Origin of the sequence: Actinomyces oris (assembly GCF_001553935.1) — a bacterium.
In the GTDB taxonomy this organism is placed as follows: Bacteria; Actinomycetota; Actinomycetes; order Actinomycetales; family Actinomycetaceae; genus Actinomyces; species Actinomyces oris_A.
In genome coordinates this window covers 1,780,487-1,805,742 of record NZ_CP014232.1, presented here as the reverse complement: position 1 = coordinate 1,805,742, position 25,256 = coordinate 1,780,487, and the positions used below count along the sequence as shown (strand labels likewise).

Sequence of the window (25,256 nt, the reverse complement as noted above, 5' to 3'; positions counted from 1 at the left end):
TTTTCAATGACGAAGAAGGAAACTCCCATGAAGAAACACGCACTGGCCGCCTCGCTGCTCGCCTTCGCGATGCTCGCCGCCGGCTGCTCGGCCACGACCGGCGCCTCCGGATCGGCCTCCTCCGGCGGTGTCATCCGCTACCTGCACCGCCTGCCCGACGGCGAGGGGATGACGAAGGTCAACGACATCGTGGCCCGCTGGAACGCCGCGCACCCCGATATGAAGGTCGAGGCCACCAAGTTCGACGGCAAGGCCGCGGACATGAACGTCAAGCTGGAGAACGACGTCAAGGCCGGAACCGGCCCCTGCCTGGCCCAGGTCGGCTACGCCGAGATCCCCAAGCTCTACACCTCCGGCCTGCTCACTGACGTCTCCGCCCAGGCTGAGAAGTACAAGGAGCACTTCTCCGAGGGGTCGATGTCGCTGATGACCGTGGGCAAGACCGTTGTCGGCCTGCCGCAGGACTCCGGCCCGCTGGTCTACTTCTACAACAAGGCCGCCTTCGACCAGCTCGGGCTGAAGGTGCCCACGACGAGCGCCGAGTTGGCCGAGGTCGCCAAGAAGGCGGCCGAGCAGGGCAAGTACGCCCTGGCCTTCGAGCCCGACGAGGCCCCCAATACCCTGGCGGGCCAGGCGGCCGCGGCCAATGCCCAGTGGTTCAGCGCCGAGAACGACAAGTGGAAGGTCAACGTCTCCAGCCCCGAGACCGCCAAGGTCTCCTCCTTCTGGCAGGGGGTCCTGGACTCCAAGACGGCCCTCGTGGCCAACCGCTGGGACGACTCCTTCGGCAAGGCGCTGGTCGACCAGCAGCTCATCGGCACCATCGGAGCCGCCTGGGAGGGCGCGCTCCTGGCCGACACCATGAAGGACTCCCCCAATGCCGGGTCCTGGGCGGTCGCCCAGCTGCCCGCCTTCGGTGACAAGGCCATGTCCGGTCCCGACGGCGGCTCGGGCGTGGCCGTTCTCAAGGGCTGCTCCAACCCCGAGGGGGCCATGGCCTTCAACGACTGGTTCAACACCCAGGTCGATGACCTGGCCACCCAGGGACTGGTCCTGACCGCGAAGGCCCCGGTGAAGACCCCGCAGACCATCTCCACCTTCTTCGGAGGCCAGGACATCTACGCCGAGTTCACCAAGGCCAACGCGGCCGTGAACTCCAAGTTCGGCTTCATGCCGACCTGGCCCTCCCTGGCCGACCCCATGACCAAGGCCGCCGAGGCGGCCGGGAAGGGGACCGGCAAGGTCGATGAGATCTTCCAGGCGGCCCAGAAGACCTCGGTCAGCTCCCTGAAGGACGCCAACCTGCCCGTCGCCGAGTAGGCGATCGAGCACAGCCCACCGGCAGACACAGGCAGCCACCGGCACCACGATCGAAGTGAGAGCATCATGAGCACGACGACAACGACCACGGGCGCATCCGCCATCCGCACCACCTCGCTGCGAAAGCGCAGGGAGGCCCGGGCGGGCATCGGGTTCGTGGCCCCGTTCCTGGCCATGTTCGCCGTCGTCTTCCTCATTCCGATCGTGGTGTCGGTCTACCGGTCCTTCTTCCGCGACGTCGCCTCCGGCTCGGACCTCTACGGCGGCGGGGAGAAGGTGAGCACCTTCGTGGGCCTGGACAACTACGTCCAGGCGGCGGGACAGCCCGCCTTCTGGAAGGGACTGGGGCGGGTCCTGCTGTTCGGCGTGGTCCAGGTCCCGGTCATGATCCTGGCGGCCCTCGCCCTGGCGCTGGTGCTCGACTCCCTCCTGGTCAAGCGGGTGACGGTCTTCCGCCTGGGCTTCTTCCTGCCCTACGCGATCCCCGGGATCGTGGCCGCGATCATGTGGCTCTACATGTACAACCCCAGCTTCTCCCCCATCAATGAGCTGCTGGGACTGGTGGGCCTCAAGGTGGACTTCTTCGGCCGCAGCATCATCCTGTGGTCGATGGCCAACATCACGACGTGGACCTTCACCGGTTACAACATGCTCATCTTCCTGGCGGCCCTGCAGTCCGTGCCCCGCGAGCTCTACGAGGCCGCCCGCATCGACGGGGCCACCGGGTGGCAGATCGTCCGGCGCATCAAGATCCCCATGGTTCGTTCGGCCTCGCTGCTGGCGGTCCTGCTCTCCATCATCGGGACGGTGCAGCTGTTCAACGAGCCCACTGTTCTGTACAGCCAGAACCAGTGGATGGGGCTGGACTACACGCCAATGATGATGGCCTACAACTCGATGACCGGTGCGCTCTCGCCGTCCGGCTCGGGGCCGGCCTCGGCGATCTCCGTCCTCATCGCCCTGGTGGCCGGAGCCCTGGCCGCCCTCTACGCCCTCGTACAGAACAGGATCGACAAGTGAAGCCCACCGACACTCCTCGCTCGCTGCGCCCGTCGGTGCCCGCACGGGCCGTGACCATCGCGGTCCTGGTCATCGTCCTGGCCTACATGCTCGGCCCGGTCTACTGGCTCATCGTCTCCTCCACCAAGTCCAACTCCGACCTGCTGACCACCTCCGGGTGGTGGTTCTCCGGACGCAACAGCTTCTCCACCAACTACAGCGCGCTCATGAGCTGGACCCAGGGGCTCTTCTGGCGTTGGATCCTCAACTCCCTGCTCTACTCAAGCGTCGCCGGGGTGCTGGGCACGCTCCTGTCGGTGGCCGCCGGCTACGGCCTGGCGAAGTTCGAGTTCGCGGGCCGGGGCGCCGTCCAGGTGGTCATCCTCTCCGGCCTGCTCATGCCCATCGCGCTGCTGACCATCCCGCTGTACCTGGTCCTCGACGCCGTGCACCTGACCAACACCGTCTGGTCGATCATCCTGCCGTGCTCGGTCAGCCCCTTCGGGGTCTTCCTGGGCCGCGTCTACGCCGACTCCTCGGTGCCCAACGAGATCATCGACTCCGCCCGCATCGACGGGGCCAGCGAGATCCGTATCTTCTTCACCATCGTGCTGCGGCTGCTCGCACCGGCGATGGTGACCATCTTCCTGTTCATCTTCGTGGCCACCTGGAACAACTTCTTCCTGCCGCTGATGACCATCAACTCCGCCGAGCTCAAGCCCGTCACCCTGGGGATCTACGGCATGTCGACCTACTTCAACCCCCAGTACGGGGCGCTCCTCCAGGGCGCTCTCCTGGGCGTCATCCCCCTGATCGTGCTGTTCCTGGGCCTGCAGCGCTTCTGGCAGTCCGGTCTGGCGGCCGGCGCCGTCAAGGGCTGAGCCCCTCCCCCAGCGCCCTCCCTCACCACACCCCTATCCACCTCGCCGCCCCGTTCCGGGCAACGGCGCCTCCGCAGAGGAACCCCCATGATCCACTTCGGCACCGGCGGCTGGAGAGCCGTGATCGGCGATGAGTTCACCCGCGCCAACGTCAGGCTCCTGACCCAGGGGCTGGCCAACCGCATCCTGAAGGAGGGCACGGCCGAACAGGGCATCGTCATCGGCTACGACCGGCGCTTCCTGTCCGACACCGCCGCCTGGTGGGCCATTGAGGTGCTCGTCGGCAACGGCATCCAGGTCACCCTCATCGACCGTCCCTCCCCGACCCCCACCACCATGTGGACGGTGCGCCGCCTGGGGGCCGCCTACGGGATGGCCGTGACCGCCTCCCACAACCCGGCCCTGTACAACGGCATCAAGATCTTCCTGCCCGGCGGCCGCGACGCCGACCAGGCGGTCACCGACGAGCTCACCGCCTCTCTGCGGGGCCTGACGGACACGGACGTGCGCAGCGTCGAGGCCCATGAGGCCCGCTCCAGCGAGCTGGTCACCATCCAGCGCTCCATCAACTGGTACCTGGACGCCATCATCGACAAGCTCGACACCGAGACCATCCGCCACGCCCACATGCACATCGTGCTGGACCCGATGTTCGGGGTCTCCGAGACGAGCCTGCAGACGATCCTGCTGACCGCCCGCTGCCAGGTGGACGTCATCCACGACCGCCACGACCCCCTGTTCGGGGGCCGCATGCCCTCGCCCACTGAGGGGACCGTCACCACCCTGCGCAACGCCGTCGTCGAGTCCGGTGCGGACCTGGGCATCGCCACCGACGGGGACGCGGACCGCCTGGGCATCATCGATGACACCGGCGCCTACCTCACCCCCAACCAGGTCCTGGTCCTGCTCTACGACTACCTGCTGACCCGCAAGGGGTGGAGCGGTCCGGCTGTGCGCAACATGTCCACCACTCACCTGCTGGACCGGGTCGCGGCCGCCCACGGGCAGGTCTGCTACGAGGTGCCCGTGGGCTTCAAGTGGATCAGCGCCAAGATGGCCGAGACCGGGGCCGTCATCGGGGGCGAGTCCTCCGGGGGTCTGACCGTGCGCGGTCACATCCCCGGCAAGGACGGGGTCTACGCCGGCTCGCTGCTGGTGGAGGCGGTGGCGGCCTCGGGCAAGCGGCTCTCCGAGCTCTACGCCGACATCGTGGCCCGGTACGGTGAGCTCGTCATGGTGGAGAACGCCTACGGCTTCACCGCCGAGCGGCGTGCTGAGCTTCAGGAGCGCATCTTCGGCGCTCACGACCTGCCCGACTTCACCCACGACATCGAGCGCGTCTCGTGGGAGGACGGCTGCAAGGTCTACTTCACCTGCGGCGGCTGGGTGACGATTCGCTTCTCGGGGACCGAGCCGCTCCTGCGGGTCTTCGCCGAGATGCCCACCGGTGACGAGGCCCGGGCCACCGCGGCCGCCGTCGCGAGCCACTACGGCCTGGATGCCTGAGACGGGCAGGAGGAAGGAACCCATGACAGACGCGATCACTGAGACGGTGGACGGCGCGGCGGAGCGCACCCGTGTCGCCGTCGTCCTGGCCAGGGGCCTGGGCACACGCATGCGGGCGAGCAGCCCGGCCGGCTCCGGCCTGACCTCCCAGCAGGCCACGGCCGCGGCCATCGGCTACAAGGCCCTCATGCCCATCGGCGAGCACCGGCTCATCGACTACAACCTCTCGGCCCTGGTCGACGCCGGGATCGAGCGGGCCGTCCTGGTCGTGGGGCCCGAGCACGAGGACTTCCGCCGCCACATCGACTCCCTGGAGCTCACCCGGCTCACGATCGACCTGGCCGTCCAGGTCAACCCCTTGGGGACGGCCGACGCCGTCCTGTCCGCCGAGGCCGCCGTGGGCGGGGAGCCCTTCCTCATGGTCAACGGGGACAACTACTACCCCCGTCAGGTGCTGCGCGACCTGGCCCGCCACCGGGGCAATGCCCTGGCCGGTTTCGAACGTGCCGCCCTGGTGGCCGAGTCCAACATCCCCGCCGAGCGGATCGCCGCCTTCGCCCTCGTGCGCGCCCGTAACGGGGCGCTGGAGGAGATCGTGGAGAAGCCCTCAGCGGAGGTGGTCCGGGCCGCCGGGCCCCACGCCCCGGTGTCAATGAACGCCTTCCGGTTCACCCCGGAGATCTTCACCGCCTGCCGCCGCATCACCCCCTCGCCGCGCGGCGAGCTGGAGATCGTCGACGCCGTGCGCGCCCTGCCCGGTCCGGTCTCCGTCCTCGCAGCAACCGGCGGAGTCCTGGACCTGTCGCGGCGCGAGGACATCGCCGAGGTCGAGGCCCGCCTGTCCGGGACGGAGGTGTCGCTGTGAGTCAGGAAACGCACGGGGCGTTGAGTGAGGCGCCCGAGGAGACCGCCTGGCGGGTGCCCGGGCGCGTCGAGGTGCTGGGCAAGCACACCGACTACGCCGGCGGCTCGGTCCTGGTCGGCGCCGTCGACCGGGCGATCACGGCACGGGCGCGCCGCGTGTCCGGGCCGCTGGGGTCCCTGACCGCCACCACGGACTGCGGCGATCCGGTGACCCTGCGCGCCGGGGTGGACCCGGGCCTGGAGCCGGGCCACTGGGGCCGCTACCTTCAGACCGTGCTGGACCGCCTCACCCTCAACTTCGGGGCGGGCGCCGCAGCCCACCTGACCCTCTCCTCGGACCTGCCGCCGGCCTCCGGGATGAGCTCGTCCTCCGCACTGGTGTGCGCCACGGCCCTGGCCCTGGCCTCCCTCAACGGCTGGGACAAGGATCCCCGGTGGGTCGAGTCGATGCCCGACCGGCTGTCCCTGGCCGGATACCTCGCCGCCGTGGAGGGCGGACGGGCGTGGCGGGACCTGCCGGGGACCAGCGGGGTGGGCACCCGCGGCGGGAGCGAGGACCACACCGGCATGCTGTGCGGCGCCCAGGACCGGCTGCTCCTGGCCGGATTCGACCCGATGCGCATCGATCAGACCATCTCCTTCCCCACCCAGTGGGCGCTCGTCGTCGGCGTGAGCGGGGTGCTGGCCCACAAGACCGGCGCGGCCCTGGAGGACTACAACCGCGGGCCGAGCACCGTCCAGGCGGTGCTGGCCAGGTGGAATGAGACCACCGGACGCACTGACGCCTCCCTGGCCGGCGCCGTCAGGCACCTGATCGGGGAGGCCACCGGCGAGCAGGCGGCCAGCGACCCGGCCCTGAAGGAACTGCTGGGGCTGTGCGAGCCCGGCTACGAGAGGCGGCGCATCGAGCAGTTCCTCACCGAGTCCCTCGTCCTGGTTCCCGCCGGTGCCCGGATGATCGCCGCGGCCGACCCGGACGTAGGTGAGGTCCTCCGGCGCTCCCAGGAGCTGGCCGACCGCGGCCTGGGCAACCAGGTGCCGCAGACCCGGCTCATGGTGTCACTGGCCCGCCAGGCGGGCGCCATCGGCGCCTCCTCCTTCGGCGCCGGGTGGGGCGGGTCGGTGTACGCCCTGGTGCGGGCCGACGACGCCGAGACCTTCGCCGCGCAGTGGATCGGGGCCTACCGGGACCGCGAGCCGGGCGCCGAGCAGGCCGCGGTGATCGTCACCAGGCCGGGCCCGGGGGCCTGCCGGCTGTCCTGAGCGCCCTGACCGGCCGGACTCACACCGCGTCGCGGGTGACGGGGCAGGTCATGCAGTGCGAGCCGCCGCGGCCACGCACGAGCTCGACACCGGGGGTCTCGACGACCTCGATGCCGGCCTTGCGCAGGGCGTCGTTGGCGCGCTGGTTGTGGGCGTAGCCGATGACGCGCCCGGGGGCCAGGGCCACGACGTTGCAGGAGTCCCGGGCGAGCTCGCGCAGGGCCTCTGCCTCGTCGGAGGCGCCGGGGCTGATGACGCGGAAGGAGTCGATGCCGGCGGCGCGGGCGAGGACCGCATCCATCTGCGAGCCGTCATGGACCGTCACCTGGAGGGAGCGTCCAGCCGCTGCGGGCTCGATCTCCACAGTGGTGACCTCCGTGAAGCCGGGGAAGCGCAGATAGGTGTCGGGGCTGACCATCGTCATGAGGGTGTCCAGGTGCATGACGGCCTCGAGCTGAGTGTAGAAGGCGGCGTCGGGCATGTGGACACCGATGACCCGGTCGGCCACGCCGGAAGCGAAGAGCTGGGAGGCCAGGCGCTCCACGCCAGCAGCGGTGGAACGGTGGGTCAGGCCCATGACGAGGGTCCGGTTGCCCAGGATCTGGAAGTCGCCGCCCTCGATGGTCGAGGCGGCCGAGACCCGCCCCACCTCGCGCCACAGGCGGGCCTCCGGGTCATCGCAGCCGGCGAGCTCGGCCAGGCGCGGGCCGAAGGCCGGGTGGTAGCGGTAGACGGCCTCATAGCCGATGGCCTCACGACGGCGCGGCTCCAGGGCCATGGAGTTGACCGAGACCCCGCCGTAGAGCCAGGCCGACGCGTCGCGGGTGAAGAGCAGGTTGGGTAGCGGAGTGACGACGAACGGCCCCTCCAGGGTGGACAGGTAGGTGGAGGAGAACAGGTCGCGCCCCTCGGAAGAGCTGAGGCGCTCGCGCAGCTCGCTGCGGGTGATGCCGCCCAGGAGCACCTCGGCGAGGTCGGCGTCGGGCAGGGACTGGAAGTAGTCGATGAGCAGCTCGGAGGCGGAGACGCCGACGACGTCGGGGCCGACGGCCTCGTCCAGGACCAGCCGGCGGGCCTCGGGGACGGCCAGGACCTCGGTGAACAGCTCGCGGAAGTCGTGGACGATGACGCCCTCGGAGCGCAGGATCGCCGTGAAGGCGTCGTGCTCGGCCTGGGCCCGGGGGATGTTGAGGGCGTCGTCGAAGAGCAGGGAGTCGGCGTTGATGGGGGTCAGGCGGGCGATCTCCCCGCCGGGACGGTGGACAATCACCTCGCGCAGGGCGCCGGTCTCGGAGTCGATTCGCCCTCCGCCCTCGGCCACGGGAACGAAGGGACGGCTGGCAGTCACACCGGTCTGTGTCATGGGCCCAGAGTAGTCGGAGGTCAGGGGCGTCTCAGCCCGGTCACGAGGAAAGGTCCGCGCCACCGCCGTCGCCCACCACCGACAGGTTTTGTTGAGCGAAGAATCAACCGGGACGGCGAAGAACGCAGTTGGCGCAAACCACAGGAATGGTAAGATAAATTGTTCATAACACCCCCTGAGACAGGAGTTCACTCCATGAAATCTGTTGTCCGCATCTCCCTTGTCGCCCTCCTCCTGGCGGGCTTCGCCGCTCCGGCCAGCGCCGCGCCGGCCACCACCCCCGCACGACACGACGACTCAGCGAGCGCCTTCCTGCGGCCCCGTCCCGACTGGTGCATCTTCCCCCCCAGTGCTTGGTGCGACTGGAAGACGAACCGCTGGTACTCCTGATAACTTCACACGCTGTCACCCCTAAGCTCACCCCTTAGGGGTGACAGCATTTTTCCACCGCCAAGCACTCGAGATAAACCCTCAGCACTCACCTCAAGGACCATGCAGAACGATAGCTTCCTATCACGACTCTGGATGCGACACCAGAGGTTTTTGCCCCGACTGAGGAGAGTTATCTTCATTTCAGTTATAGCCTCCCTCATTCTCCTAGACACTTACACTTACCTCACTTTAAGAGCCAATATAAGCTCTATCATTATTGGGGAAATCTTTCAGATACTCTCATTCTTTCCATATATCTACGCAAAAGATCGACGACTCGGGATATTCACTTTTTCCACCACACTCCTCATCGTCTTCTATGCATCAGCATCACAGCTATCATGGGCATGGATTCTCGTATACGCAATAGTTGCCGATCTCATAGCGGTCAGGAAGCCCAAGTTCGCTCTTGTCCAACTCTCCGTTTTCTTTCTGGCGCAGCTCATTGCAGGAATCCCCTTCCTTCCCGTGGCAGTCTGGACATTATTCTGGGGAACCCTATCCGCCTCCCTCGGGCTCCTGATCCGCAACACCAAAGACCGCCTGGAGGAGATGCAACGGGAGGCGGAGCGTTCCAAGGAGATCGCGGCCGAGCTCATTCAGCAGCTGCGCCGCGACATCGCCGACAGCCTCCATGACGACCTGGCCGCCGACCTCACCCGCATGCTCATCATCTCCCGCTCCATCAGGCTCCCCCACGGCGATGACCGTGACCGCATCCTCGACCTGCAGGACCGGACCCAGCAGGCCCTCGCCCACCTGCGCCTGCTCATCCACAACCTCGCCGTCTCCCAGGGGCCACCCAAGGAGGAGCCCACCCTTCAGGAGATCATCGACTCCAGCGCCTCCACGCTGGCGCAGCGCGAGATCGTTCTGGACGCCGACCTCGACGGTATCGAGAGGATTCCGGCGCTGCATCGCTCCGAACTCGGCCGGCTGCTAGTCGCCTTCATCCGCGAGAACACCCTCAATGCCCTCAAGTACAACTTCCCCCACGATCTTGTCTCCCTCGTCGTGGAGCAGGAGCAGGACACCCTTTTCATCAGCTTCAGCTCACCCTGGCATGATCAGAAGGTGCCTGAGGAGATGCACGGGGGGTACGGTTTATGGGCCCTCCAGGACCGGTTCGAGAATGCCGGAGGCTCTTTGAGCTCAAACCGGATCGGAGCCTCCTGGACCGTTCTCGCCAGCCTTCCCTGGAACGAGATCGCCACACCAACCACTAATGCGATATCCCTCATGTCGTCACCGGACGGAGCCGCTTATGCCTAGCCACACCTTGCGTTCCCTGCGAGTCCTCATCGTTGATGACGACCCGCTCATTCGCACCACTTTCGCCGAACAGCTCGACTCGCAGCGGGCCATTACCGTCGTCGCCGCCGCCTCCGGCGGACGGCAGGCCATCAGCCTGCTCATGACCGGGCAGCAGCCCATTGACGTCGTCCTGTTGGACAGCGACATGCCGGATATGGATGGCGCTCAGACCGCGAGAGCGATCTATGAGCGCTTCCCCCGGATGCCCATTGTCATGTTCACCGTCTTCAGTCGTGACGAGATGCTCGCCGAGGCCCTGGCCGAGGGCGTCAACGGCTTCATCACCAAGGACGAGAGCACCGAGAACGTCGCTGCGGCGCTGCTGCGCGCCAGCCGCGGCGAGCCCGTCATGTCCTCGCGCCCCACGAAGATGCTCGTCAGCGCCTACCAGTCCGAGCAGAAGCGCGCCACTGCGGAGGCCCGCATCCAGGAGCTGGTCAACGAGCTGCCACCCCGTCTGAGAGACATCTACACCTGTCTCCTGGAGGGGCTGACCAACCGGCGCATCGCCCGCAAGCTCGGCATCTCTGAGAACACCGTGCGCATCTACGTCTCCGAGGTCCTCCACCGCCTCGGCCACACCTCGCGCACCGAACTCATCGCCGCAGCCCTGGGGAACTAAGGGCGACGGCGACTGCTTCCGGCACCCTGGAGCGGGACGAGCCTCGCCGGCCCTACGCTGAGGCCATGAACGCCACCACCGCCCACCCGCTGCCGCGCCGAGTCTCAGAGATCTTCTCCCCCGACCGCTGGCGGGAGGTGTCCGGTTTTCCCCACGCCGAAGCCGGCACGGAGCCCTCCCAGCAGCAGGCGCAGGCCCTGACGGACATCACCTACCACAGGGGCTGCGTTCGAAACGAGCACGGCACCTGGCTCCGGGACCTGCCGGTGGTCCGGGTGGCCTTCAACCGGCCCGAGGTCCGTAACGCCTTCCGCCCCCGCACCGTCGATGAGCTCTACCGGGTCCTGGACCACGCGCGCATGAGCGGCGACGTCGGCGCCGTCATCCTCACCGGCAACGGCCCCTCGCCGCGCGACGGCGGCTGGGCCTTCTCCTCCGGCGGCGACCAGCGCATCCGCGGCCGGGACGGCTACCGCTACGAGCGGGAGGCCGCACCACAGTCCCCAACGGCCGCCGGCGAGCCCGAGGACCGCGCCTACAGCCACGAGGCCGACGTGGCAGCCGCCCAGGCCCGCCTCGACACCGCACGGGCCGGCCGGCTCCACATCCTGGAGGTTCAGCGCCTCATCCGCACCATGCCCAAGGCCGTCATCGCCGCCGTCCCGGGCTGGGCCGCCGGCGGCGGTCACAGCCTCAACGTCGTGTGCGACCTGTCGCTGGCCTCGATCGAGCACGCCCGGTTCAAGCAGACTGACGCCGATGTCGGCAGCTTCGACGCCGGCTACGGCTCCGCGCTCCTGGCCCGGCAGGTCGGGGACAAGCGGGCCCGCGAGATCTTCTTCCTGGCCCGCACCTACGACGCCGTCACCGCCGAGCGCTGGGGCGTCGTCAATGAGGCGGTCCCCCACGCCGAGCTCGAGGAACGGGCCCTGGAGTACGCGGCCACCGTGGCCGGCAAGTCCCCACAGGCCATCCGCATGCTCAAGCTCGCCTTCAACCTGGCCGACGACGGCCTGGCCGGCCAGCAGGTCTTCGCCGGTGAGGCCACACGCCTGGCCTATATGACCGACGAGGCCGTGGAGGGGCGCGACGCATTCCTACAGCGCCGTACTCCCGACTGGTCGCCCTTCCCGTACTACTTCTGACCCGGAGCCGTCATCGCGACCGCATATGAGGGGCCAGGCGCAATGTATCGAGGGCATTCAGAATTGTGGTGAGAATTGTGGTGAGAATTGTGGCGAGTATCGAGATGAAGAAAACGATCTCAATGGAGATCGCACCTTCGAGATTCTCCGCTGATTCCCGCCGGAGTCGGAAATAGAAGTGCGCATTGTTGTCCGCTCATCGCGGCGATGACCGCCCTCGTCGCCGACCACATCCGCCCAGCCTCAGGAAACCGCGGAATGACGGGGAATCACCCGAGAGGTACTGACGTCCGTCAGCATTGGGCTCAGTGTCTCGAGAGTGACTTTACTGTTACATACATCACGATTCAGGTGCTCACGTCATCCCGACTCACCGCGCCCCACCCCGGTCCACCGCTAGGCGGAGTCTCCAGTGGGACCGGCCGAGGACGCAGGGCTCGGCGAACCGGTGGCGGCGCCGGACCGGCCGGCGTCCTCACTCACTCGCAGGGTGACCAGGGGCGGCGTCGTCGGCTGGGCCGACCCTCCGGCCGGCTCCACGGTGATGACGATCTGCTGGCCGGGCTTGGGCATGACGTCGAGGAAGGAGAAGCCGGCCCCGTCACGGGGGTCGTAGACGCCCAGTGAGGTGGTCGTCTCCCCCTCTTTGAGCCAGACCTGGAGGCTGCGCCCACTGGCGGACTCCTTCATGGCGGCCGGGAGGGTCAGCGCGGTCATGCTCATGTCCCGGGACCAGGTGAGGGTCGCGACGTGCCCGTCGGGCATCGTGTCGGTGACCCGCTGGACGTCCTGGGCCTGGTTGAGGTGGGCGTAGTGCTGGGTCGACGCCATAGAGCTCGCCATGGAGTCCATGGCCTCATCGACCGCGCCCCGCACGCTCCAGCGCCCCACACCGATGCCGACACCGACCAGGACCACGGCCGCGGCCGCCCGCAGCAGGCCGGTGCGCCAGGCCGCGCGGCGCCGGCGGTGCGCATCGAGACTGAGGACCTCAGAGTCCACCGAGTCGCCATCACCGTCGCCGTTACTGTCGCGGTCACTGCCACTGCCACTGTTACTGCCGCCGACAGCGTCGCGGTCGCCGGCTTCCTCCTCCGCGGTGTGGTCGGCCTGGTCTGCGCGTTCCGTCTGAAGCTCGCGCGCAATGGTCTCCAGAAGGGAGGCGCGGATCGCTGTCGGCGGGTCCACGGGCCGTAGCGAGGCGCCCAGCAGGGCGGCCGTCTCCGAGTCGAGCTCGTCGTCGAAGCGCTCGAGATCGTCTCCACTCTGCGCCCCGTCGAGACCCTTGGTGCCCTGCGCATCGGCCTCGCCGTTGATGGCGTCCTCGTGAGTGTCGTCGCGGTCGCTCATGACTGCACCCCCAGCTCTCGTCGTAACCGTGCCATTCCGTCCCTGATGCGGGTTTTGACCGTTCCCAGCGGCGTGCCCGTGCGGCGGGCGATCTCGCGGTGGGTCAGACCTGTGAAGTAGGCGAGCTCAATGGTGGAGCGGTAGGGCTCCCCCACCGCCTCGAGCGCCCGGTGCACCTGTTCGCCCACGAGTCTGTCCTCGACCTGCTGAACCGTCTGGTCGACGTCGGGCATGTAGTCACGCCAGCGGCTCTCCCGCTCCCGGGACGACTGGGAGGAGCGGACCCGGTCGATGGCCCGGCGCCTGGCCATGGTCACCAGCCAGGCCCGGACGCTGCCCCGCGACGGGGAGTAGGAGCCGGCCGTGCGCCACACCTCGAGGAAGACCTCCTGGAGGACCTCCTCGCTCTGGGCGCGGTCGACGACGATCTGGAGGATCAGCGCGAACAGCCGAGAGGACCAGGCGTCGTAGAGGCGGGCGAAGGCGTCGGTGTCACCGTCGGCCACCTGCGCGATCCATTCTCCCTCCGAGCCGGCGCAGCTGCTGCGTATCACAGGGGAATGGTAGGCCAGACCGCGGGTGGAGACGGTGCGCGTCCCGGTCCGGGCCTCCAGCGTCGCCAGGCTCATCGCACCGTCTCCTGAGTCATGTCCGCTCTCACTGCCGGGTCACCCGAAGGTGAAGGAGTAGAGCTGCAGTCCGGGCGAGGCCTCCAGCTCGAGCTCGCCCGATCCCACCTCCTCGCTGTGGACCAGCTCCATCCCGTTGGGCACGCCGGAGACGTGGGTGGTGCGGGTCTTCCCGTTGACCGTCCAGGTCAGGTCCCCCTCGCCGGAGACGACGAGGTTGACCTGCTTACCGCGGTAGGACAGGCGCAGGCGGCCCTTGCCCTCGGTCGGGGTGATGGACTGCGGCTCCACTGTCCACGTGCCGTCCAGGGCGAAGGTGTCGGCCTGGAGCCGGGAGGGGAAGGAGAAGGTGTGCTGTCCCTTGTCGAGGGTTCCCTGGACGAAGCCGGAGGCCCGATCCGAGCCCAGGTAGGTCTCGGGGGTGCGGGGGCTGTTCGTGCCGGCGTCGTCCTTCGCCTCGGAGAAGACGGGGGCGGGGAGGGTCACCTTCGGGTTGGCCTGCATGAGCAGCTCGCGGACGAGCTTCTCCGTGGCCGCCTCCCCACCTTCTCCGACATGGGTCTGGCGGACGTTGCCCTGGGCATCGGCCAGGTAGTGGGCGGGCCAGTAGTGGTTGTCGAAGTTGGTCCAGGTGGTCAGGTTGGAGTCGACGGCCACGGGGTAGGTGATGCCGAGGTGCTTGACGCCGCCACGCACGTTGTCCACTTCCTTCTCGAAGGCGTACTCCGGGGAGTGGACGCCGATCACCTGCAGGCCGGAGGCCGCATAGGTCTCGTAGAGCTTCTCGATGCCGGGGACCGAGCGCTGGCAGTTGATGCACGAGTAGGCGAAGAAGTCGACCAGGGTGACCTTGCCTGCGCGGCTCTGCTGGGTCAGGGGCTGGTCGCCGGGCGTGTTGATCCAGGCCACTGCGCCGTCGATGGCAGGGAGGGGGCCGCAGTCACCGAGAGTGGCGGCTCCGGGGCGGCAGGGGCCGGAAGAGGAGTCACCGTGGAGAAGGTCGTCGGTGCGGGCCTGAAGGGAGGCGGTGTAGTCGGGCAGGCGGCGCTGGAGAGCGGCCGGGGCGTCCAGGACCAGGGCCACGGCCAGCCCGAGCATGACGACGCCGGCGGTGACGCGGATGGCGCGCTGGCGGGTGCGGAAGGCCTGAATCCTCTCCGTGATACCGCGTCCGGCCAGGGCGAAGGCCAGCAGCGGGATCGCTGTGCCGACGGCGAAGGACACGGCCAGGGCGACGGTGTCGGCGCCAATCCTCCCGGTGGCTCCCGCGACGGCGACGGCCGCCAGGACCGGGCCCGCGCAGGGCACGTACGCAGCGCCCAGGACCAGGCCCAGAAGGAAGCCGTTGGAGGGGTTCTTCGAGCCGCCGAAGCGCTGGAAGCGCGCGAAGGGGCGCTCGAGGATCTCCATGACCTTCGGGACCATCATGCCCAGGCCGATCAGGGCGAGCATGACGATGCCGACCCAGCGGATGAGGTCCTGCGGCAGGTGGAGCAGGCTCAGCACGGTCGATCCGAGGAGCGTGAAGACCGTGAAACTGACCACAAGGCCGGTTACCACGAGGTAGGGGTGGAAGCGGGAGGCGAAGCCGCCGTCGGCCCCCTTGTCATCGCCGCCATCGCCGCGTGCGCCCTGTGCTCCTGCGGAGAGGAGGATGACGGGGAGCACGGGAAGAACGCACGGGGAGATACCCGTGATGAGCCCTCCCAGCAGCCCGATGACCACCAGACTCGAGACGGTTGTCACGATACTTCACCCTTTCGGTCAGTTTCTTGTTGCTAGTCTCGAAAGAGGTTCGGAGCCATCGGCAACGGGGATTGCCGAACAACCGCATAGCCGTCTATGACGATCATCACTCATGACGGGCGTCGTCGGGTTCTTTCTCGAGCTCCATGGACGACGGCGTCTCCGGATCCGCAAGAGCGGGCCATCCCGCACTGACACTGCACCAGCAACCGCATAGGAGATCTCATGCGATTCACCGCTACACGTGCCAAGACCCTCGCCACCTCGCTCCTCATCGTCACCGCCGGCCTCGGTCTGGCGGCCTGCTCGGGCTCCGGTTCGAGCGACTCGACCACTCCGGCCACCAACCAGACCGCGGGCAAGACCAGCGACGGCGGTGCTGCCACGCCCAGCGCTGACAGCAAAGCCACCGGTGGCGCCACCGGCGGAAGCGCCCAGCCCACCATCCCCCAGGGTCAGAAGCAGGGCGGTGACACCCAGCAGGGTGGTCAGCAGCCCGGTCAGCAGGGCGGTGCGGACAGCAGCGCAGGCACCCAGCAGGGAGGCCAGCAGCCCGGCGGTGACACCCAGCAGGGTGGTCAGCAGCAGGGTGGCTCCATTCAGGGCGACAACCAGCCCGGCGGTCAGCAGCCCGGTCAGCAGCAGGGTGGCGAGGGCCAGCAGCAGCCTGGCGGCCAGCAGCAGGGCGGTGCGGATAGCAGCGCCGGTACCCAGCAGGGCGGCGGCAACTGAGCCGGTAGACCTGCGTTATCCGTCTGGCGAGGGCCTCGTGGCAGCAATGGCTGCGGCGAGGCCCTCGCCGGCTTTTCTCCACGGTTCGACGTCGGCCGAACCACGGCGCAACGGGGCGAGCGAGGGGATCATGACGACGTTGCGGCCCGGCCGCTTCCCGTGCCAGGCTTCCGGGAGGCCGGGCCGGTGGACAACGGACGACTAAGACACCGTTCGATCTGCAAGCCGTCCACCGGCCCGGTCTCTCACTCTTCCCGTGGGTCGCCGGTGGGCAGACCTGGGCGGAGCACTTCTCCGAGGCGCTGGGGCACGTCATCTGGTTGTGGTCGATTGAGCTCGTGCGTCGGGACGTGCGCAACCGCATCACCCACCAGCCCGACCCGTGGGTTCCGCTCGACGCCGAACCGGCCCGCTGAGCCCTCAAGGTCTGGCTCGTCTCTCATCGGTGCGGCGGTCGGCGTCCGCCAGTACTCCACGAGGGTCGGGGGCTACTGGAGGAGGGTCGGGTGTACTGCAGGTAGGCGGGACCTTCGTGCAGTACACACAACCCCCGACCAGTGGATCCCGACCCTCATGCGGTGCATGTCACGGGGAGGTCGCCGGCTCCATACGCAGGTCCCGTGGGTCGTGAGGTCCGATCTACCAGGGAAGAAAGCCCGGGTAGGACTCGAAGGGGTAGAGCCGCCTGGGCAGGTACTGCTTCTGCTCCGCCCACTCGATGAGGGCGCGCCAGTCGCGGGCGATGCGCTCCTGAGCCTCCTGACGCCGCCCATCGGGGTGAGACTGGCGCACGAATCCTGGAACGATCGTCGATGCGTCGTCCAGCGGCCAGGAGTAGTGCTGCGCTTCGAAGGCCTCGGCCAGCGCCAGACGGTCCCTCCGCGGGAGGCCCGCCACCGGAACAGAGCGATCGCCCTGACCCACCCCGGCCTCGACGAACCCGGCCCACTCCTCCATGGTCGTCAGATGCAGCGCCAGGTTGTGCGTATCGGGAGGAGTCAAGCCGCTGCTCGTGCGGAGCCCCATGTCAAGGTTCACACGCGCCGTCTCACGAAAGGCCACCCAGGGGATGTCGGTCTGCCACCACCAGCATCCGATGAACCGGAAGATGTGCACGCCCGAGGCGTTGAACACGGTGAAGCTCAGCAGTCGGTAGGCGATGAAAGCGGCCACGACCAGGCCACCGAGGACATAGGCGCCCGTCATGGTCTGGTTGGACGCCCCCGTAGCCGCCAGAAGAAATTCGGCGGCGAATCCTGCGGTCATGGTCAGGAACGGGAACAAGAAGAGATGGAGGAGGATGTATCCCGGGTTGCGCAGCGCGGTGAAGACGAGGAAGCGTCGCTCGATCCAGCGCGCCGGAACGGGTACCCACTCGATGTACTTCGTTGACCGCTCGAGGTCTCGACTCGTGTGGTCCACGTCCGCCCCGCCCCGGGCTCACAGGGTGATGATGACGGTGGCGGCGGCGAAGACGACGCCGTAGACCAGCTCCAGCAGGCCGGCGTCACGCAGGGAGGCAATAAGATCGCGCCCCCGGGCGCCGGAGCGCACCGGCGCGGTGGCCCGCCGCACCAGTGGCAGGAGCAGGAGCGGCGCCGCCAGCGCGATGACCAGGGTCAGCAGCGGGCTGATGTGCCCGCCGCCGTCGACGGGGCTGGCCGATCCGGTCTCGCGCGCCCACACCAGGGCGACGGCCCCCAGCAGCAGAGGCACGTGAAGCATGAGGGAGAAGGCGTGCCGGGCACCCGTCTCCCCCAGGCGGACCGCCAGGGTCATCTTGCCGTGGGCGGGATCGGTGTCGATGTCGCGCAGGTTGTTGACCATGAGCAGGGAGCAGGCGAGCAGTCCGATCCCGCAGGCCGAGGGCCACAGCCACCCCGGGACCGTGCCGGCCTGGACGTAGGTGGTGCCCACCGTGGCCACCAGGCCGAAGAAGACGAAGACGAAGACCTCCCCCAGGCCGGCGTAGCCGTAGGGGTGGGAGCCTCCGGTGTAGAACCAGGCGGCCGCGATCGCTGCGGCGCCGACGGCGAGCAGCCACCACTGGCCGCTGAGGACCACGAGTGCCAGGCCCAGGAGGGCTCCGATCCCGAAGCAGCCGAAGGCGGCGAGCTTGACGGTGCGGGGGGCGACCTGCCCGGAGGCGGTCAGTCGCGGCGGCCCGGTGCGATCGTCGTCGGTGCCTCGCACGCCGTCGGAGTAGTCATTGGCCAGGTTGCAGCCGATCTGCAGCGCCAGGGCCACGCCCGCGGCCAGCAGGCTCCGCAGCACTGAGAGCTCCCCCATCGCGGCGGCTGCCCCGGCGCCCAGGATGACGGGGGCGACGGCGGCCGGCAGGGTGCGCAGTCGCACCACCTCCCCCCAGCTGGTGGCGCGGGGGCCGCTGTCCTGCGCGTGTTCGCCGTTCTCGCCGCTCACGGCTTCCTCCGATTCTCTCGCAGTCCTCTAGGGTAGGCGGCAGTGACCCTACCAGCGCCGTGGCCCTCACCGGTGCGAGTGCCTGAGACACACCTCGGCCGGTGAGGCAACCGGCACCGCGATCGCCAGAAGGACCTCCGTGAGACAGCCCGATCCCCGCCCTCGCACTCCTTCACCCATGCCTGGGCCCGTGGCGGCTGAGCCCCCGGCACGCGAACGCGCCCTGGGAGCGCTGACCGGGCTGGCCCTGGGCGACGCACTGGGGATGCCCACCCAGTCGATGAGCCCGGCACAGATCCGCCGGTGCTACGGCGAGATCACCGGGCTGAGAGACGCCGTCGCCGAGCAGCCCATCGCCCCCTCAGTACCTGCCGGCACCGTCACGGATGACACCGAGCAGGCTCTCATCCTGGCCGGTCTCCTCATCGACGGTGGCGGCCGCATCGACCCCCACCAGCTCGCCGATGCCCTCCTGCGCTGGGAGGACGATATGCGCGCCCGTGGGTCCCTGGACCTGCTGGGACCCTCCACCAAGCTCGCTCTGGAGCGGGTGCGCGCCGGGGCAGACCCGCACTGCACCGGCAGACAGGGCACCACCAACGGCGCCGCGATGCGGGTGGCCCCGGTGGGCATCGTCTTCTCCGTGAATGCCCACGGCGACGCGCTGGCCCGGGCCGTTCAGGCCTCCTGCCTGGTCACCCACGACACCCGGCAGGGCTTCGAGGCCGCAGGTCTCCTCGCCGCAGCGGTCAGCGCGGCCATCGACGGCGTCGACGCGGCGGGTGCGTTGGGGGCGGCGTTGGACTTCGTGGCCGCCCACCCCGAGGCTGGCCATTGGACGGAGAAGGCCTCCGTTGCCGCCCGCACCCGGCTGGCCCTGGAGACGAGTCGCGGCCTGCACGGGGAGGCCCTGGCCGAGCATCTGCGCACCTACGTCGGAACCTCGGTGGAGTCGGCCGAGTCGGTCCCCTGCGCGCTGGTGATCGTGCGGGAGTTCGCGCAGCGGCCCCTGGAGGGACTGTGCTTCGCCGCTGGGCTCGGGGGAGATACTGACACCATTGCCGCGATGGCCGGTGCGGTCCTGGGGGCGAACGCGCCCCATCTTCTTCCTGTTGAGCTGGTCGATCGAGTGCTGGAGCGCTCCGGCCTGCGGCTCGAGCCGGTCTGTGATGCGCTTCTGGCGCTTCGCGGCGGCGGGCGCTGTCAGCAAGACGCTCCGGAGCAGAGGCGGCCATGATGGGTCGGGTCATTCACACCGGCCAGGTCGTCATTGACCTGACTTTGCGCATCGAGGCGATTCCCGAGCCCGGCGGTGACGTGTTCGCCGACGAGTCCTCCATGGCGGTCGGTGGTGGCTTCAACGTGCTGGCCGCCGCCCGCCGGATGGGTGTCGAGACCCTGTATGCGGGGCCGCTGGGCGAGGGGCCCTTCGCCGAGGCGGCCCGGCGGGCCCTGGAGGAGATCGGGGTGGATCATGTCGGCCCGGTCGCAGCCGGCGACCAGGGCTACTGCGTGGCCATGACCGATGCGAGGGCCGAGCGCACCTTCATCTCCACCTGCGGGGCCGAGACTCGTGGTCCGGTGGATGCCTTCGACCACCTGGAGGTGAGTGGCGACGACGTCGTCTACCTCTCCGGCTACTCCCTGGCTGATGAGGCCTCCAGGGTGGCGCTGGAGCGGTTGGCCGGGAGACTGACCGAGGCCCGAGCGGGGTGCACGGCGCTGTTCGACGTCTCCCCCATGGTTGGTTCGGTCCCCATGAGCTCGCTGGAGCACCTCGGTGCGCTGGGGCCCGTCTGGTCGCTCAATGAGCGTGAGGCCGGGCTGCTCGCAGACCGCCTGGAGCTGCGGGTGGAGGCCGGTGACCACGCCGGCGTCTGCGAGGCGCTATCGGGGCGGCTCGGAACCGTGCTGGTGCGGGCCGGGGAGCAGGGCTCCTGGTTCTCCGACGGCGGCGCGGCGCGTCATACCCCAAGCATCCCGGTGACGCCGGTGGACACCAACGGGGCCGGTGACGCGCACTCCGGTGTCCTGGCCGCGGCCCTGGCCCGGGGCGTCGACCTGACGACGGCGCTGCGCTGGGCGAATGTGGCCGGAGCCTTGACCACGACGCACTTCGGCCCGGCCACCTGCCCGAGTGAGGCGGAGATCAGGGCTCTGGTGTAGAAAGCTCCGAGGTCACATCCGTCGTGGTCGCGGCGAGGAGCCGGGCGACCTCGCGTCGGTCGACCTTCCCGCTGGGGCGCAACGGCAGGGCCTCCAGGATGAGGACCCGTTTGGGGGCGTGAGCGCCGTCCAGCCGGGCACGGGCGGCCTCGCGCAGGGCGGCGCCGTCCAGCTGCTTCAGGCCGCCCGGCTGCCGGTCCGGTTCAAGCACGACGGCGGCGGCGACGGCACTTCCCCACTGCTCGTCGGACAGGCCGACGACGCAGGCCTCGGCCACGCCGTCGATACAGGTGAGGGCCTCCTCCACGTGGCGGGGCTCGACCTTGACGCCCCCGGTGATAATGACGTCGTCCAGGCGGCCCAGGACCTCCAGGCGCCCGTCGGGGTGCAGCCGGCCGCGGTCGGAGGTGGCCAGGACTCGCCTGGTGCCGTTGCGGTGGAAGCCCTCGCCGGCGTTGGGACTGCCTGCGGGGCTGTGGCCGGGGGTGTCGAGGTAGTCCTCGGCCAGGACGGGACCGGAGATGAGGATGCGGCCAGCGCCGGCGGCGTCGGGGGCCTGGATGGTGATCTCGACCCCCTCCAGGGGGTGGCCGTTGTAGACGCAGCCCCCGCCGGTCTCGCTCATGCCGTAGGTGGTGACCACGGTGACGCCCGCCCCGCGGGCCCGGTCCAGGAGCGCGGGGTCGGCAGCGGCGCCGCCCAGGAGGACGGCGTCGGCTCCTGCCAGGGCCGGGCGGGCCTGCGGGTCCTGCAGGACGCGCACCAGTTGGGTGGGGACCAGGGAGACGTAGAGCCGGGAGGCGGCCGCCCCGGTGGACCGACGCGCCGAGCTCAGGGCCTCCGCGAGCGCCGTGGGGCTGAATCCTGAGCTCGTGTCGACCACGACGGGCTCGGTTCCGGCCTCCAGGGAGCGGATGAGGATCTGCAGGCCGGCGACGTGGTGGGCCGGCAGGGGCAGGAGCCAGGTTCCCGGGCCGCCAAGGCGCGCGTGGGTGGCCCGGGCGGAGGCCATGAGGGCGGCGGCGCTCATGGCGATGAGTCGGCCGGTACCGGTGGTGGAGCCCGACGTGCGCAGGATGAGGTCTGTGCGTGCCGGGACGCGGGTGATGCGACGGGCCAGGTCGGACCGGACCTGCCCCTCGTCCTCCCCGGGGGCAATGGGGACGAGCAGCGGCAGCGGCGAGACCGCCCGGTCCTCCCCGTCCTCGGCGGCGGGGGCGGGGCGGCCATCGGCGCTGGTGAGCAGGCCGCGCAGGGCCAGACGCTCGGCGAGGGCGGTGCGCAGGGCGGCGACGTCGTCGGGGGCGGTTCCGCCGGTCAGGAGGCGGAGGGCGGGCGGGGCGGGCACCCCACGATCGTGCCACGGCCCGGGCCGACTGGGGATGAGGCGGGGGCGCCGAGAGGGTTCGGGCAGGTGAGGGGTCTGCGGGGCTCTCCGGCTCGGTTAGGGTTGGACCATGCGTATCGTCCTCATCGTCCTGGTGTTCGCTCTGACGCTGTACGCCCTGTTGGACTGCGCACGCACGCCGGATGAGAGCATGCCGGCGCGGATGCCGAAGTACCTGTGGATCACCCTGGTCGTGCTGTTCCCGACCATCGGCCCGATCGCCTGGATCATCTTCTCGCGGGTCAAGGCCGCTGAGGAGCGCGGCGGCTACGTCGAGCCCACCGTGTGGTCCTCCAAGGAGGGCACGACCTTCCGTCGCCCGCAGCGTCCTCGGCCCATGGCGCCCGACGACGACCCGGAGTTCCTCAGGGACCTGGAGCAGGACATCCGTCGTCGCAAGCACCACCCGCAAGAGCCCACCGGCGCTCCCGACGACAGCAATGACGGAGCTGACGAGAATCCTGAGGCCGGCGGGACCGACCGCTCCGGGACCGACTCACACTGACCAGCACTCACCGGGTGCGCGCCGGCCCGGTCTCGGCGCTCCGGCCTCAGGGTAGGGCGGGGCGTGCCTGGGGCCAGGGGGTGGTGTCGACGTCGTAGCCGTGGGCGGCGGCGTGGATGAGCCAGTCGCCGGGGATCCAGGTGCGCCCGATGAGCTGGGGGTGCTCGGGCATGTAGCGCACCGACCACAGGATGAGGACGAGCTCGGCCCACTGGGCCCGGATCTTCAGGCGCACCGATCCGGAGGCGTTGGCGGCGGCGATGACGATCTCACCGGTGGCGGTGAGCTGGACCTCCTGGATGTCGGCGTAGGAGATGGGCATGACGCCCTCCCCCGTGCCCAGGTAGATGCCGTGGGTGGACACGGTCAGGCGGGCGCCGGCCAGGTGGCGCCATTTCTCGACGGCGTCGGCCTCGGCGGCGCGGCGCCGTCGGTGGTTGAGGTAGGCCTGTCCACCGAAGAAGGCGGCCGTCAGGGCCAGGCCGACGGGGCCGCCCGCCAGGAAGAAGCCCCGGGAGGGGTTGTAGGTGGCGTCCCCGCGCCGCCACATGAGCAGCTCGGCGTCGCAGGTGGCCAGCATGACCTCCCCGGATCCCAGGGCGGGGCGCACGGGGTCGATGGTCGGTGAGACCGGGTTGGGGCGGCGGCCCTGGCGGGTGGCGGTCAGGACGGCGGCGGTGTGCCACCACACGAAGTCCTGTCCGGTCCAGGGGCGGCGCGGGGCGGGGCGGGCGCGGCCGGGGCGGCTGACCTCGCCGGGCGGGCCGGTGCGCACGACCTCGCCGCCGAGCGGGCGCGAGGGCGGCTGCTGGGTCACCGGGCCGCCTCGGCGTGCCCGGCGGGACTGACAGGGCTGGCAGAACTACCTGGGCTGCCGGGGCTGACACTGCCCGCGGTCTGCGCGGAGGAGGTGCCGGGCACCATGTCGCGGGCCTGGCGCAGCAGGTCACCGGCCGGCTCCCAGTAGGCCAGCCCCACCAGGGTGCGGTCCTCGAAGGTCAGGGAGGTCAGGGAGGCCAGGGCGCACTGGCGGCGGCGCGGGTCGTGGGCCAGGGGGCGGCCCTCCAGGAAGAGGCGCAGCGACCAGACGGGCAGCTGGTGGGAGACGAGGAGCGCCTCGTGGCCCTCGGCGAGGTCGAGCGCGGAGACGACGGCGCCGCGCATGCGCTCGACGATCTCCCGGTAGGGCTCGCCCCAGGAGGGGCGCAGCGGGTTGACGTAGCTGGACCAGTAGGTGGGGTGGGCCAGGATCCAGCGGTTGCGGTTGACGGCCACGCCCTCGAAGGAGTTGCCGGCCTCGATGAGTCGGGGATCCGTTGTCGGCGCCAGGCCGAAGGCGGCGGCGGTGGGGGCGCCGGTCTCCCGGGCCCGCTCCAGGGGTGAGGTGATGACCCGGGTGATGTCGTGCCCGGAGGCGGACAGGACGTCGGCGACCTGCTGGGCCATCTGGTGCCCCAGGGTGGACAGGTGGTACCCGGGCAGACGGCCGTAGAGGATGCCGCCTGGGTTGTGCACCTCGCCGTGCCGCATGAGGTGGATCGTCGTGCGCGCCATGCGGTGATTCTCGCACGCCCACCGGCGACGGTCAGCCACCGGGGACCGTAGGGTGTTCCCATGACGACTCGCAGCGCATGGGGTCTCGGCCTGGCGACCGTGACCGACGACGGCAACACCCTCGACGTGTGGTACCCCCGACCGGTTCTCGGCGACGAGCCCGAGGAGGGGCACGCCGACCTCTTGGCCTCCCTGAGCGCCATGGAGCGGCGCGATGAGGCCCGCGGCGTGCATACCACCGTGGTGCGCACCTGGGCCGACCTCGACGACGCCCCCCAGACCGTGGCCGGCGCTTACCTGCGCCTGCACACACTGTCCCACCGCCTGGTCAAGCCCAACACCGTCAATCTGGACGGGATCTTCTCCCGCCTTCCCAACGTGGTGTGGACCTCCGCCGGCCCCTGCCGTGCCGAGGACTTCGAGAACACCCGCATGCGCCTGCGCGCCGCCGTAGGGCGCCCCGTCCAGGTGCACTCGGTGGACAAGTTCCCCCGCATGACCGACTACGTGCTGCCCTCGGGGGTGCGCATCGGCAACGGCGCGAACGTGCGCCTGGGCGCCTACCTGTCAGAGGGCACCACGGTCATGCACTCCGGCTTCGTCAACTACAACGCCGGGACGCTGGGGCGCTCCATGGTCGAGGGCCGCATCTCCCAGGGGGTCGTCATCGGCGACGGCTCCGACATCGGCGGCGGCGCCTCCACGATGGGCATGCTCTCGGGCAGTGGGCGCCAGCGCGTGGCCCTGGGCAAGCGCTGCCTGCTGGGGGCGAACTCGGGGCTCGGGATCCCGCTGGGTGACGACTGCGTCGTCGAGGCCGGCCTGTACCTGACGGCCGGCACGAAGGTCTCCCTCATGCCGCAGGGCGGCGTGGTGCCCGGCAACCACGGCCTGTTCAAAGAGCCGCGCGTGGTCCCGGCCCGCGAGCTGGCCGGCGCCTCCAACGTCCTGTTCCGCCGTAACTCCCAGTCCGGCGCTGTCGAGGCGCTGGCCCGCGGCGGCAAGAGCATTGAGCTGGGCTCGCCCCAGCACGCCGGCCAGTAGGGCTCTCCTCCGA

The 25,256-nt window shown here is 69.6% G+C and carries 24 protein-coding genes and 1 pseudogene; 16 read left to right on the top strand and 9 right to left on the bottom strand.

Features of this window, described 5'->3' with window-relative positions; all coding sequences use genetic code 11:
• Nucleotides 1-27: 27 nt before the first annotated feature.
• From AXE84_RS07340 to AXE84_RS07315, 6 genes are all read left to right on the top strand, one after another.
• The gene (locus AXE84_RS07340; RefSeq protein WP_081093118.1) at nucleotides 28-1,320 is read left to right on the top strand and encodes an extracellular solute-binding protein; all 1,293 of its coding nucleotides are present in this window, start codon (nucleotides 28-30) and stop codon (nucleotides 1,318-1,320) included.
• Between the two features lie 66 nt (nucleotides 1,321-1,386).
• Nucleotides 1,387-2,340, top strand: a complete 954-nt coding sequence (locus tag AXE84_RS07335) for a carbohydrate ABC transporter permease (protein ID WP_060957410.1) — start codon at nucleotides 1,387-1,389, stop codon at nucleotides 2,338-2,340.
• Nucleotides 2,337-3,200 (top strand): carbohydrate ABC transporter permease, encoded by an 864-nt coding sequence (locus AXE84_RS07330; RefSeq protein WP_060957409.1) that lies wholly within the window; start codon nucleotides 2,337-2,339, stop codon nucleotides 3,198-3,200. Before AXE84_RS07335 ends, AXE84_RS07330 begins: the two co-directional genes overlap by 4 nt.
• A gap of 87 nt (nucleotides 3,201-3,287) precedes the next feature.
• Nucleotides 3,288-4,706 carry a phosphoglucomutase/phosphomannomutase family protein gene (locus AXE84_RS07325; protein ID WP_060957408.1) on the top strand — a complete coding sequence of 473 codons (1,419 nt, stop codon included), beginning with the start codon at nucleotides 3,288-3,290 and terminating at the stop codon, nucleotides 4,704-4,706.
• A gap of 22 nt (nucleotides 4,707-4,728) precedes the next feature.
• Entirely contained in the window at nucleotides 4,729-5,571 is an 843-nt protein-coding gene (locus AXE84_RS07320) for a nucleotidyltransferase family protein (RefSeq protein WP_060957407.1), read from the top strand.
• Complete coding sequence (locus tag AXE84_RS07315; protein WP_236750013.1) at nucleotides 5,568-6,833, top strand: galactokinase family protein; 1,266 nt, start codon at nucleotides 5,568-5,570, stop codon at nucleotides 6,831-6,833. The genes AXE84_RS07320 and AXE84_RS07315 overlap by 4 nt, the downstream gene beginning before the upstream one ends.
• 19 nt (nucleotides 6,834-6,852) lie before the next feature.
• On the opposite strand, the gene AXE84_RS07310 is transcribed toward AXE84_RS07315, so the two are convergent.
• Entirely contained in the window at nucleotides 6,853-8,196 is a 1,344-nt protein-coding gene (locus AXE84_RS07310; protein WP_060957405.1) for an arginine deiminase family protein, read from the bottom strand.
• A 195-nt stretch (nucleotides 8,197-8,391) separates the two neighbouring features.
• Here AXE84_RS07310 and AXE84_RS07305 point away from each other — a divergent pair, with 195 nt between their 5' ends.
• From AXE84_RS07305 to AXE84_RS07290, 4 genes are all read left to right on the top strand, one after another.
• Entirely contained in the window at nucleotides 8,392-8,586 is a 195-nt protein-coding gene (locus AXE84_RS07305) for a hypothetical protein (protein ID WP_010614035.1), read from the top strand.
• Nucleotides 8,587-9,180: 594 nt separating this feature from the next.
• A complete protein-coding gene (locus tag AXE84_RS13295) occupies nucleotides 9,181-9,900 on the top strand; it encodes a hypothetical protein (RefSeq protein WP_236750012.1) in 720 nt (239 codons plus the stop codon).
• Nucleotides 9,893-10,564, top strand: coding sequence for a response regulator (locus tag AXE84_RS07295; RefSeq protein ID WP_003787214.1), 672 nt, complete (start codon nucleotides 9,893-9,895; stop codon nucleotides 10,562-10,564). The genes AXE84_RS13295 and AXE84_RS07295 overlap by 8 nt, the downstream gene beginning before the upstream one ends.
• Nucleotides 10,565-10,629: 65 nt before the next feature.
• Nucleotides 10,630-11,709: a 1,4-dihydroxy-2-naphthoyl-CoA synthase gene (locus tag AXE84_RS07290; protein ID WP_081093117.1), complete on the top strand. Its 1,080-nt coding sequence runs from the start codon at nucleotides 10,630-10,632 to the stop codon at nucleotides 11,707-11,709.
• A gap of 396 nt (nucleotides 11,710-12,105) precedes the next feature.
• Here the strand turns inward: AXE84_RS07290 and AXE84_RS07285 are convergent, their stop codons facing one another.
• Genes AXE84_RS07285 through AXE84_RS07275 form a run of 3 tightly spaced genes read right to left on the bottom strand, consistent with a single transcriptional unit; the run spans nucleotide 12,106 to nucleotide 15,434 of the window.
• On the bottom strand, nucleotides 12,106-13,059 hold the full coding sequence (locus AXE84_RS07285) for an anti-sigma factor (RefSeq protein ID WP_081093116.1): 954 nt from the start codon (nucleotides 13,057-13,059) through the stop codon (nucleotides 12,106-12,108).
• A complete protein-coding gene (locus tag AXE84_RS07280) occupies nucleotides 13,056-13,688 on the bottom strand; it encodes a sigma-70 family RNA polymerase sigma factor (RefSeq protein ID WP_081093115.1) in 633 nt (210 codons plus the stop codon). The genes AXE84_RS07285 and AXE84_RS07280 overlap by 4 nt, the downstream gene beginning before the upstream one ends.
• A 39-nt stretch (nucleotides 13,689-13,727) precedes the next feature.
• Entirely contained in the window at nucleotides 13,728-15,434 is a 1,707-nt protein-coding gene (locus AXE84_RS07275) for a cytochrome c biogenesis protein CcdA (protein WP_060957403.1), read from the bottom strand.
• A gap of 225 nt (nucleotides 15,435-15,659) precedes the next feature.
• On the opposite strand from AXE84_RS07275, the gene AXE84_RS07270 reads away from it, so the two are divergent.
• Both AXE84_RS07270 and AXE84_RS13290 read left to right on the top strand, forming a co-directional pair.
• Entirely contained in the window at nucleotides 15,660-16,166 is a 507-nt protein-coding gene (locus AXE84_RS07270) for a hypothetical protein (protein WP_060957402.1), read from the top strand.
• Between the two features lie 245 nt (nucleotides 16,167-16,411).
• Nucleotides 16,412-16,582 (top strand): annotated as a pseudogene (locus AXE84_RS13290) (DUF1440 domain-containing protein); the annotation flags it as partial.
• Between the two features lie 223 nt (nucleotides 16,583-16,805).
• On the opposite strand, the gene AXE84_RS07265 reads toward AXE84_RS13290, so the two are convergent.
• A complete protein-coding gene (locus tag AXE84_RS07265) occupies nucleotides 16,806-17,588 on the bottom strand; it encodes a hypothetical protein (RefSeq protein ID WP_060957401.1) in 783 nt (260 codons plus the stop codon).
• A gap of 18 nt (nucleotides 17,589-17,606) precedes the next feature.
• Nucleotides 17,607-18,587 (bottom strand): 1,4-dihydroxy-2-naphthoate polyprenyltransferase, encoded by a 981-nt coding sequence (locus AXE84_RS07260; protein ID WP_060957400.1) that lies wholly within the window; start codon nucleotides 18,585-18,587, stop codon nucleotides 17,607-17,609.
• 178 nt (nucleotides 18,588-18,765) lie between these two features.
• Between AXE84_RS07260 and AXE84_RS07255 the strand changes: the two genes are divergently transcribed.
• Both AXE84_RS07255 and AXE84_RS07250 read left to right on the top strand, forming a co-directional pair.
• Nucleotides 18,766-19,824 carry an ADP-ribosylglycohydrolase family protein gene (locus AXE84_RS07255; protein ID WP_060957399.1) on the top strand — a complete coding sequence of 353 codons (1,059 nt, stop codon included), beginning with the start codon at nucleotides 18,766-18,768 and terminating at the stop codon, nucleotides 19,822-19,824.
• Nucleotides 19,821-20,753 carry a PfkB family carbohydrate kinase gene (locus AXE84_RS07250; RefSeq protein WP_060957398.1) on the top strand — a complete coding sequence of 311 codons (933 nt, stop codon included), beginning with the start codon at nucleotides 19,821-19,823 and terminating at the stop codon, nucleotides 20,751-20,753. Before AXE84_RS07255 ends, AXE84_RS07250 begins: the two co-directional genes overlap by 4 nt.
• Here the strand turns inward: AXE84_RS07250 and AXE84_RS07245 are convergent.
• On the bottom strand, nucleotides 20,737-22,101 hold the full coding sequence (locus AXE84_RS07245) for an AMP-binding protein (protein WP_060957397.1): 1,365 nt from the start codon (nucleotides 22,099-22,101) through the stop codon (nucleotides 20,737-20,739). The genes AXE84_RS07250 and AXE84_RS07245 overlap by 17 nt on opposite strands.
• A gap of 109 nt (nucleotides 22,102-22,210) precedes the next feature.
• Between AXE84_RS07245 and AXE84_RS07240 the strand changes: the two genes are divergently transcribed.
• Nucleotides 22,211-22,645: a PLD nuclease N-terminal domain-containing protein gene (locus AXE84_RS07240; protein ID WP_060957396.1), complete on the top strand. Its 435-nt coding sequence runs from the start codon at nucleotides 22,211-22,213 to the stop codon at nucleotides 22,643-22,645.
• Nucleotides 22,646-22,691: 46 nt separating this feature from the next.
• On the opposite strand, the gene AXE84_RS07235 is transcribed toward AXE84_RS07240, so the two are convergent.
• On the bottom strand, nucleotides 22,692-23,462 hold the full coding sequence (locus AXE84_RS07235; protein WP_060957395.1) for a hypothetical protein: 771 nt from the start codon (nucleotides 23,460-23,462) through the stop codon (nucleotides 22,692-22,694).
• Nucleotides 23,459-24,199 carry a histidine phosphatase family protein gene (locus AXE84_RS07230; protein ID WP_060957394.1) on the bottom strand — a complete coding sequence of 247 codons (741 nt, stop codon included), beginning with the start codon at nucleotides 24,197-24,199 and terminating at the stop codon, nucleotides 23,459-23,461. The genes AXE84_RS07235 and AXE84_RS07230 overlap by 4 nt, the downstream gene beginning before the upstream one ends.
• Nucleotides 24,200-24,259: 60 nt before the next feature.
• Here AXE84_RS07230 and dapD point away from each other — a divergent pair, with 60 nt between their 5' ends.
• Nucleotides 24,260-25,243: a 2,3,4,5-tetrahydropyridine-2,6-dicarboxylate N-succinyltransferase gene (gene dapD, locus AXE84_RS07225; RefSeq protein ID WP_060957393.1), complete on the top strand. Its 984-nt coding sequence runs from the start codon at nucleotides 24,260-24,262 to the stop codon at nucleotides 25,241-25,243.
• The last annotated feature ends 13 nt before the right edge of the window (nucleotides 25,244-25,256 follow it).

Coding starts and splice junctions, on each gene's coding strand:
- AXE84_RS07340 (WP_081093118.1), top strand. CDS start 28: ATGAAGAAACACGCACTGGCCGCCTCGCTGCTCGCCTTCGCGATGCTC.
- AXE84_RS07335 (WP_060957410.1), top strand. CDS start 1,387: ATGAGCACGACGACAACGACCACGGGCGCATCCGCCATCCGCACCACC.
- AXE84_RS07325 (WP_060957408.1), top strand. CDS start 3,288: ATGATCCACTTCGGCACCGGCGGCTGGAGAGCCGTGATCGGCGATGAG.
- AXE84_RS07320 (WP_060957407.1), top strand. CDS start 4,729: ATGACAGACGCGATCACTGAGACGGTGGACGGCGCGGCGGAGCGCACC.
- AXE84_RS07310 (WP_060957405.1), bottom strand. CDS start 8,196: ATGACACAGACCGGTGTGACTGCCAGCCGTCCCTTCGTTCCCGTGGCC.
- AXE84_RS07305 (WP_010614035.1), top strand. CDS start 8,392: ATGAAATCTGTTGTCCGCATCTCCCTTGTCGCCCTCCTCCTGGCGGGC.
- AXE84_RS13295 (WP_236750012.1), top strand. CDS start 9,181: ATGCAACGGGAGGCGGAGCGTTCCAAGGAGATCGCGGCCGAGCTCATT.
- AXE84_RS07295 (WP_003787214.1), top strand. CDS start 9,893: ATGCCTAGCCACACCTTGCGTTCCCTGCGAGTCCTCATCGTTGATGAC.
- AXE84_RS07290 (WP_081093117.1), top strand. CDS start 10,630: ATGAACGCCACCACCGCCCACCCGCTGCCGCGCCGAGTCTCAGAGATC.
- AXE84_RS07285 (WP_081093116.1), bottom strand. CDS start 13,059: ATGAGCGACCGCGACGACACTCACGAGGACGCCATCAACGGCGAGGCC.
- AXE84_RS07280 (WP_081093115.1), bottom strand. CDS start 13,688: ATGAGCCTGGCGACGCTGGAGGCCCGGACCGGGACGCGCACCGTCTCC.
- AXE84_RS07270 (WP_060957402.1), top strand. CDS start 15,660: ATGCGATTCACCGCTACACGTGCCAAGACCCTCGCCACCTCGCTCCTC.
- AXE84_RS07255 (WP_060957399.1), top strand. CDS start 18,766: ATGCCTGGGCCCGTGGCGGCTGAGCCCCCGGCACGCGAACGCGCCCTG.
- AXE84_RS07250 (WP_060957398.1), top strand. CDS start 19,821: ATGATGGGTCGGGTCATTCACACCGGCCAGGTCGTCATTGACCTGACT.
- AXE84_RS07240 (WP_060957396.1), top strand. CDS start 22,211: ATGCGTATCGTCCTCATCGTCCTGGTGTTCGCTCTGACGCTGTACGCC.
- AXE84_RS07230 (WP_060957394.1), bottom strand. CDS start 24,199: ATGGCGCGCACGACGATCCACCTCATGCGGCACGGCGAGGTGCACAAC.
- dapD (WP_060957393.1), top strand. CDS start 24,260: ATGACGACTCGCAGCGCATGGGGTCTCGGCCTGGCGACCGTGACCGAC.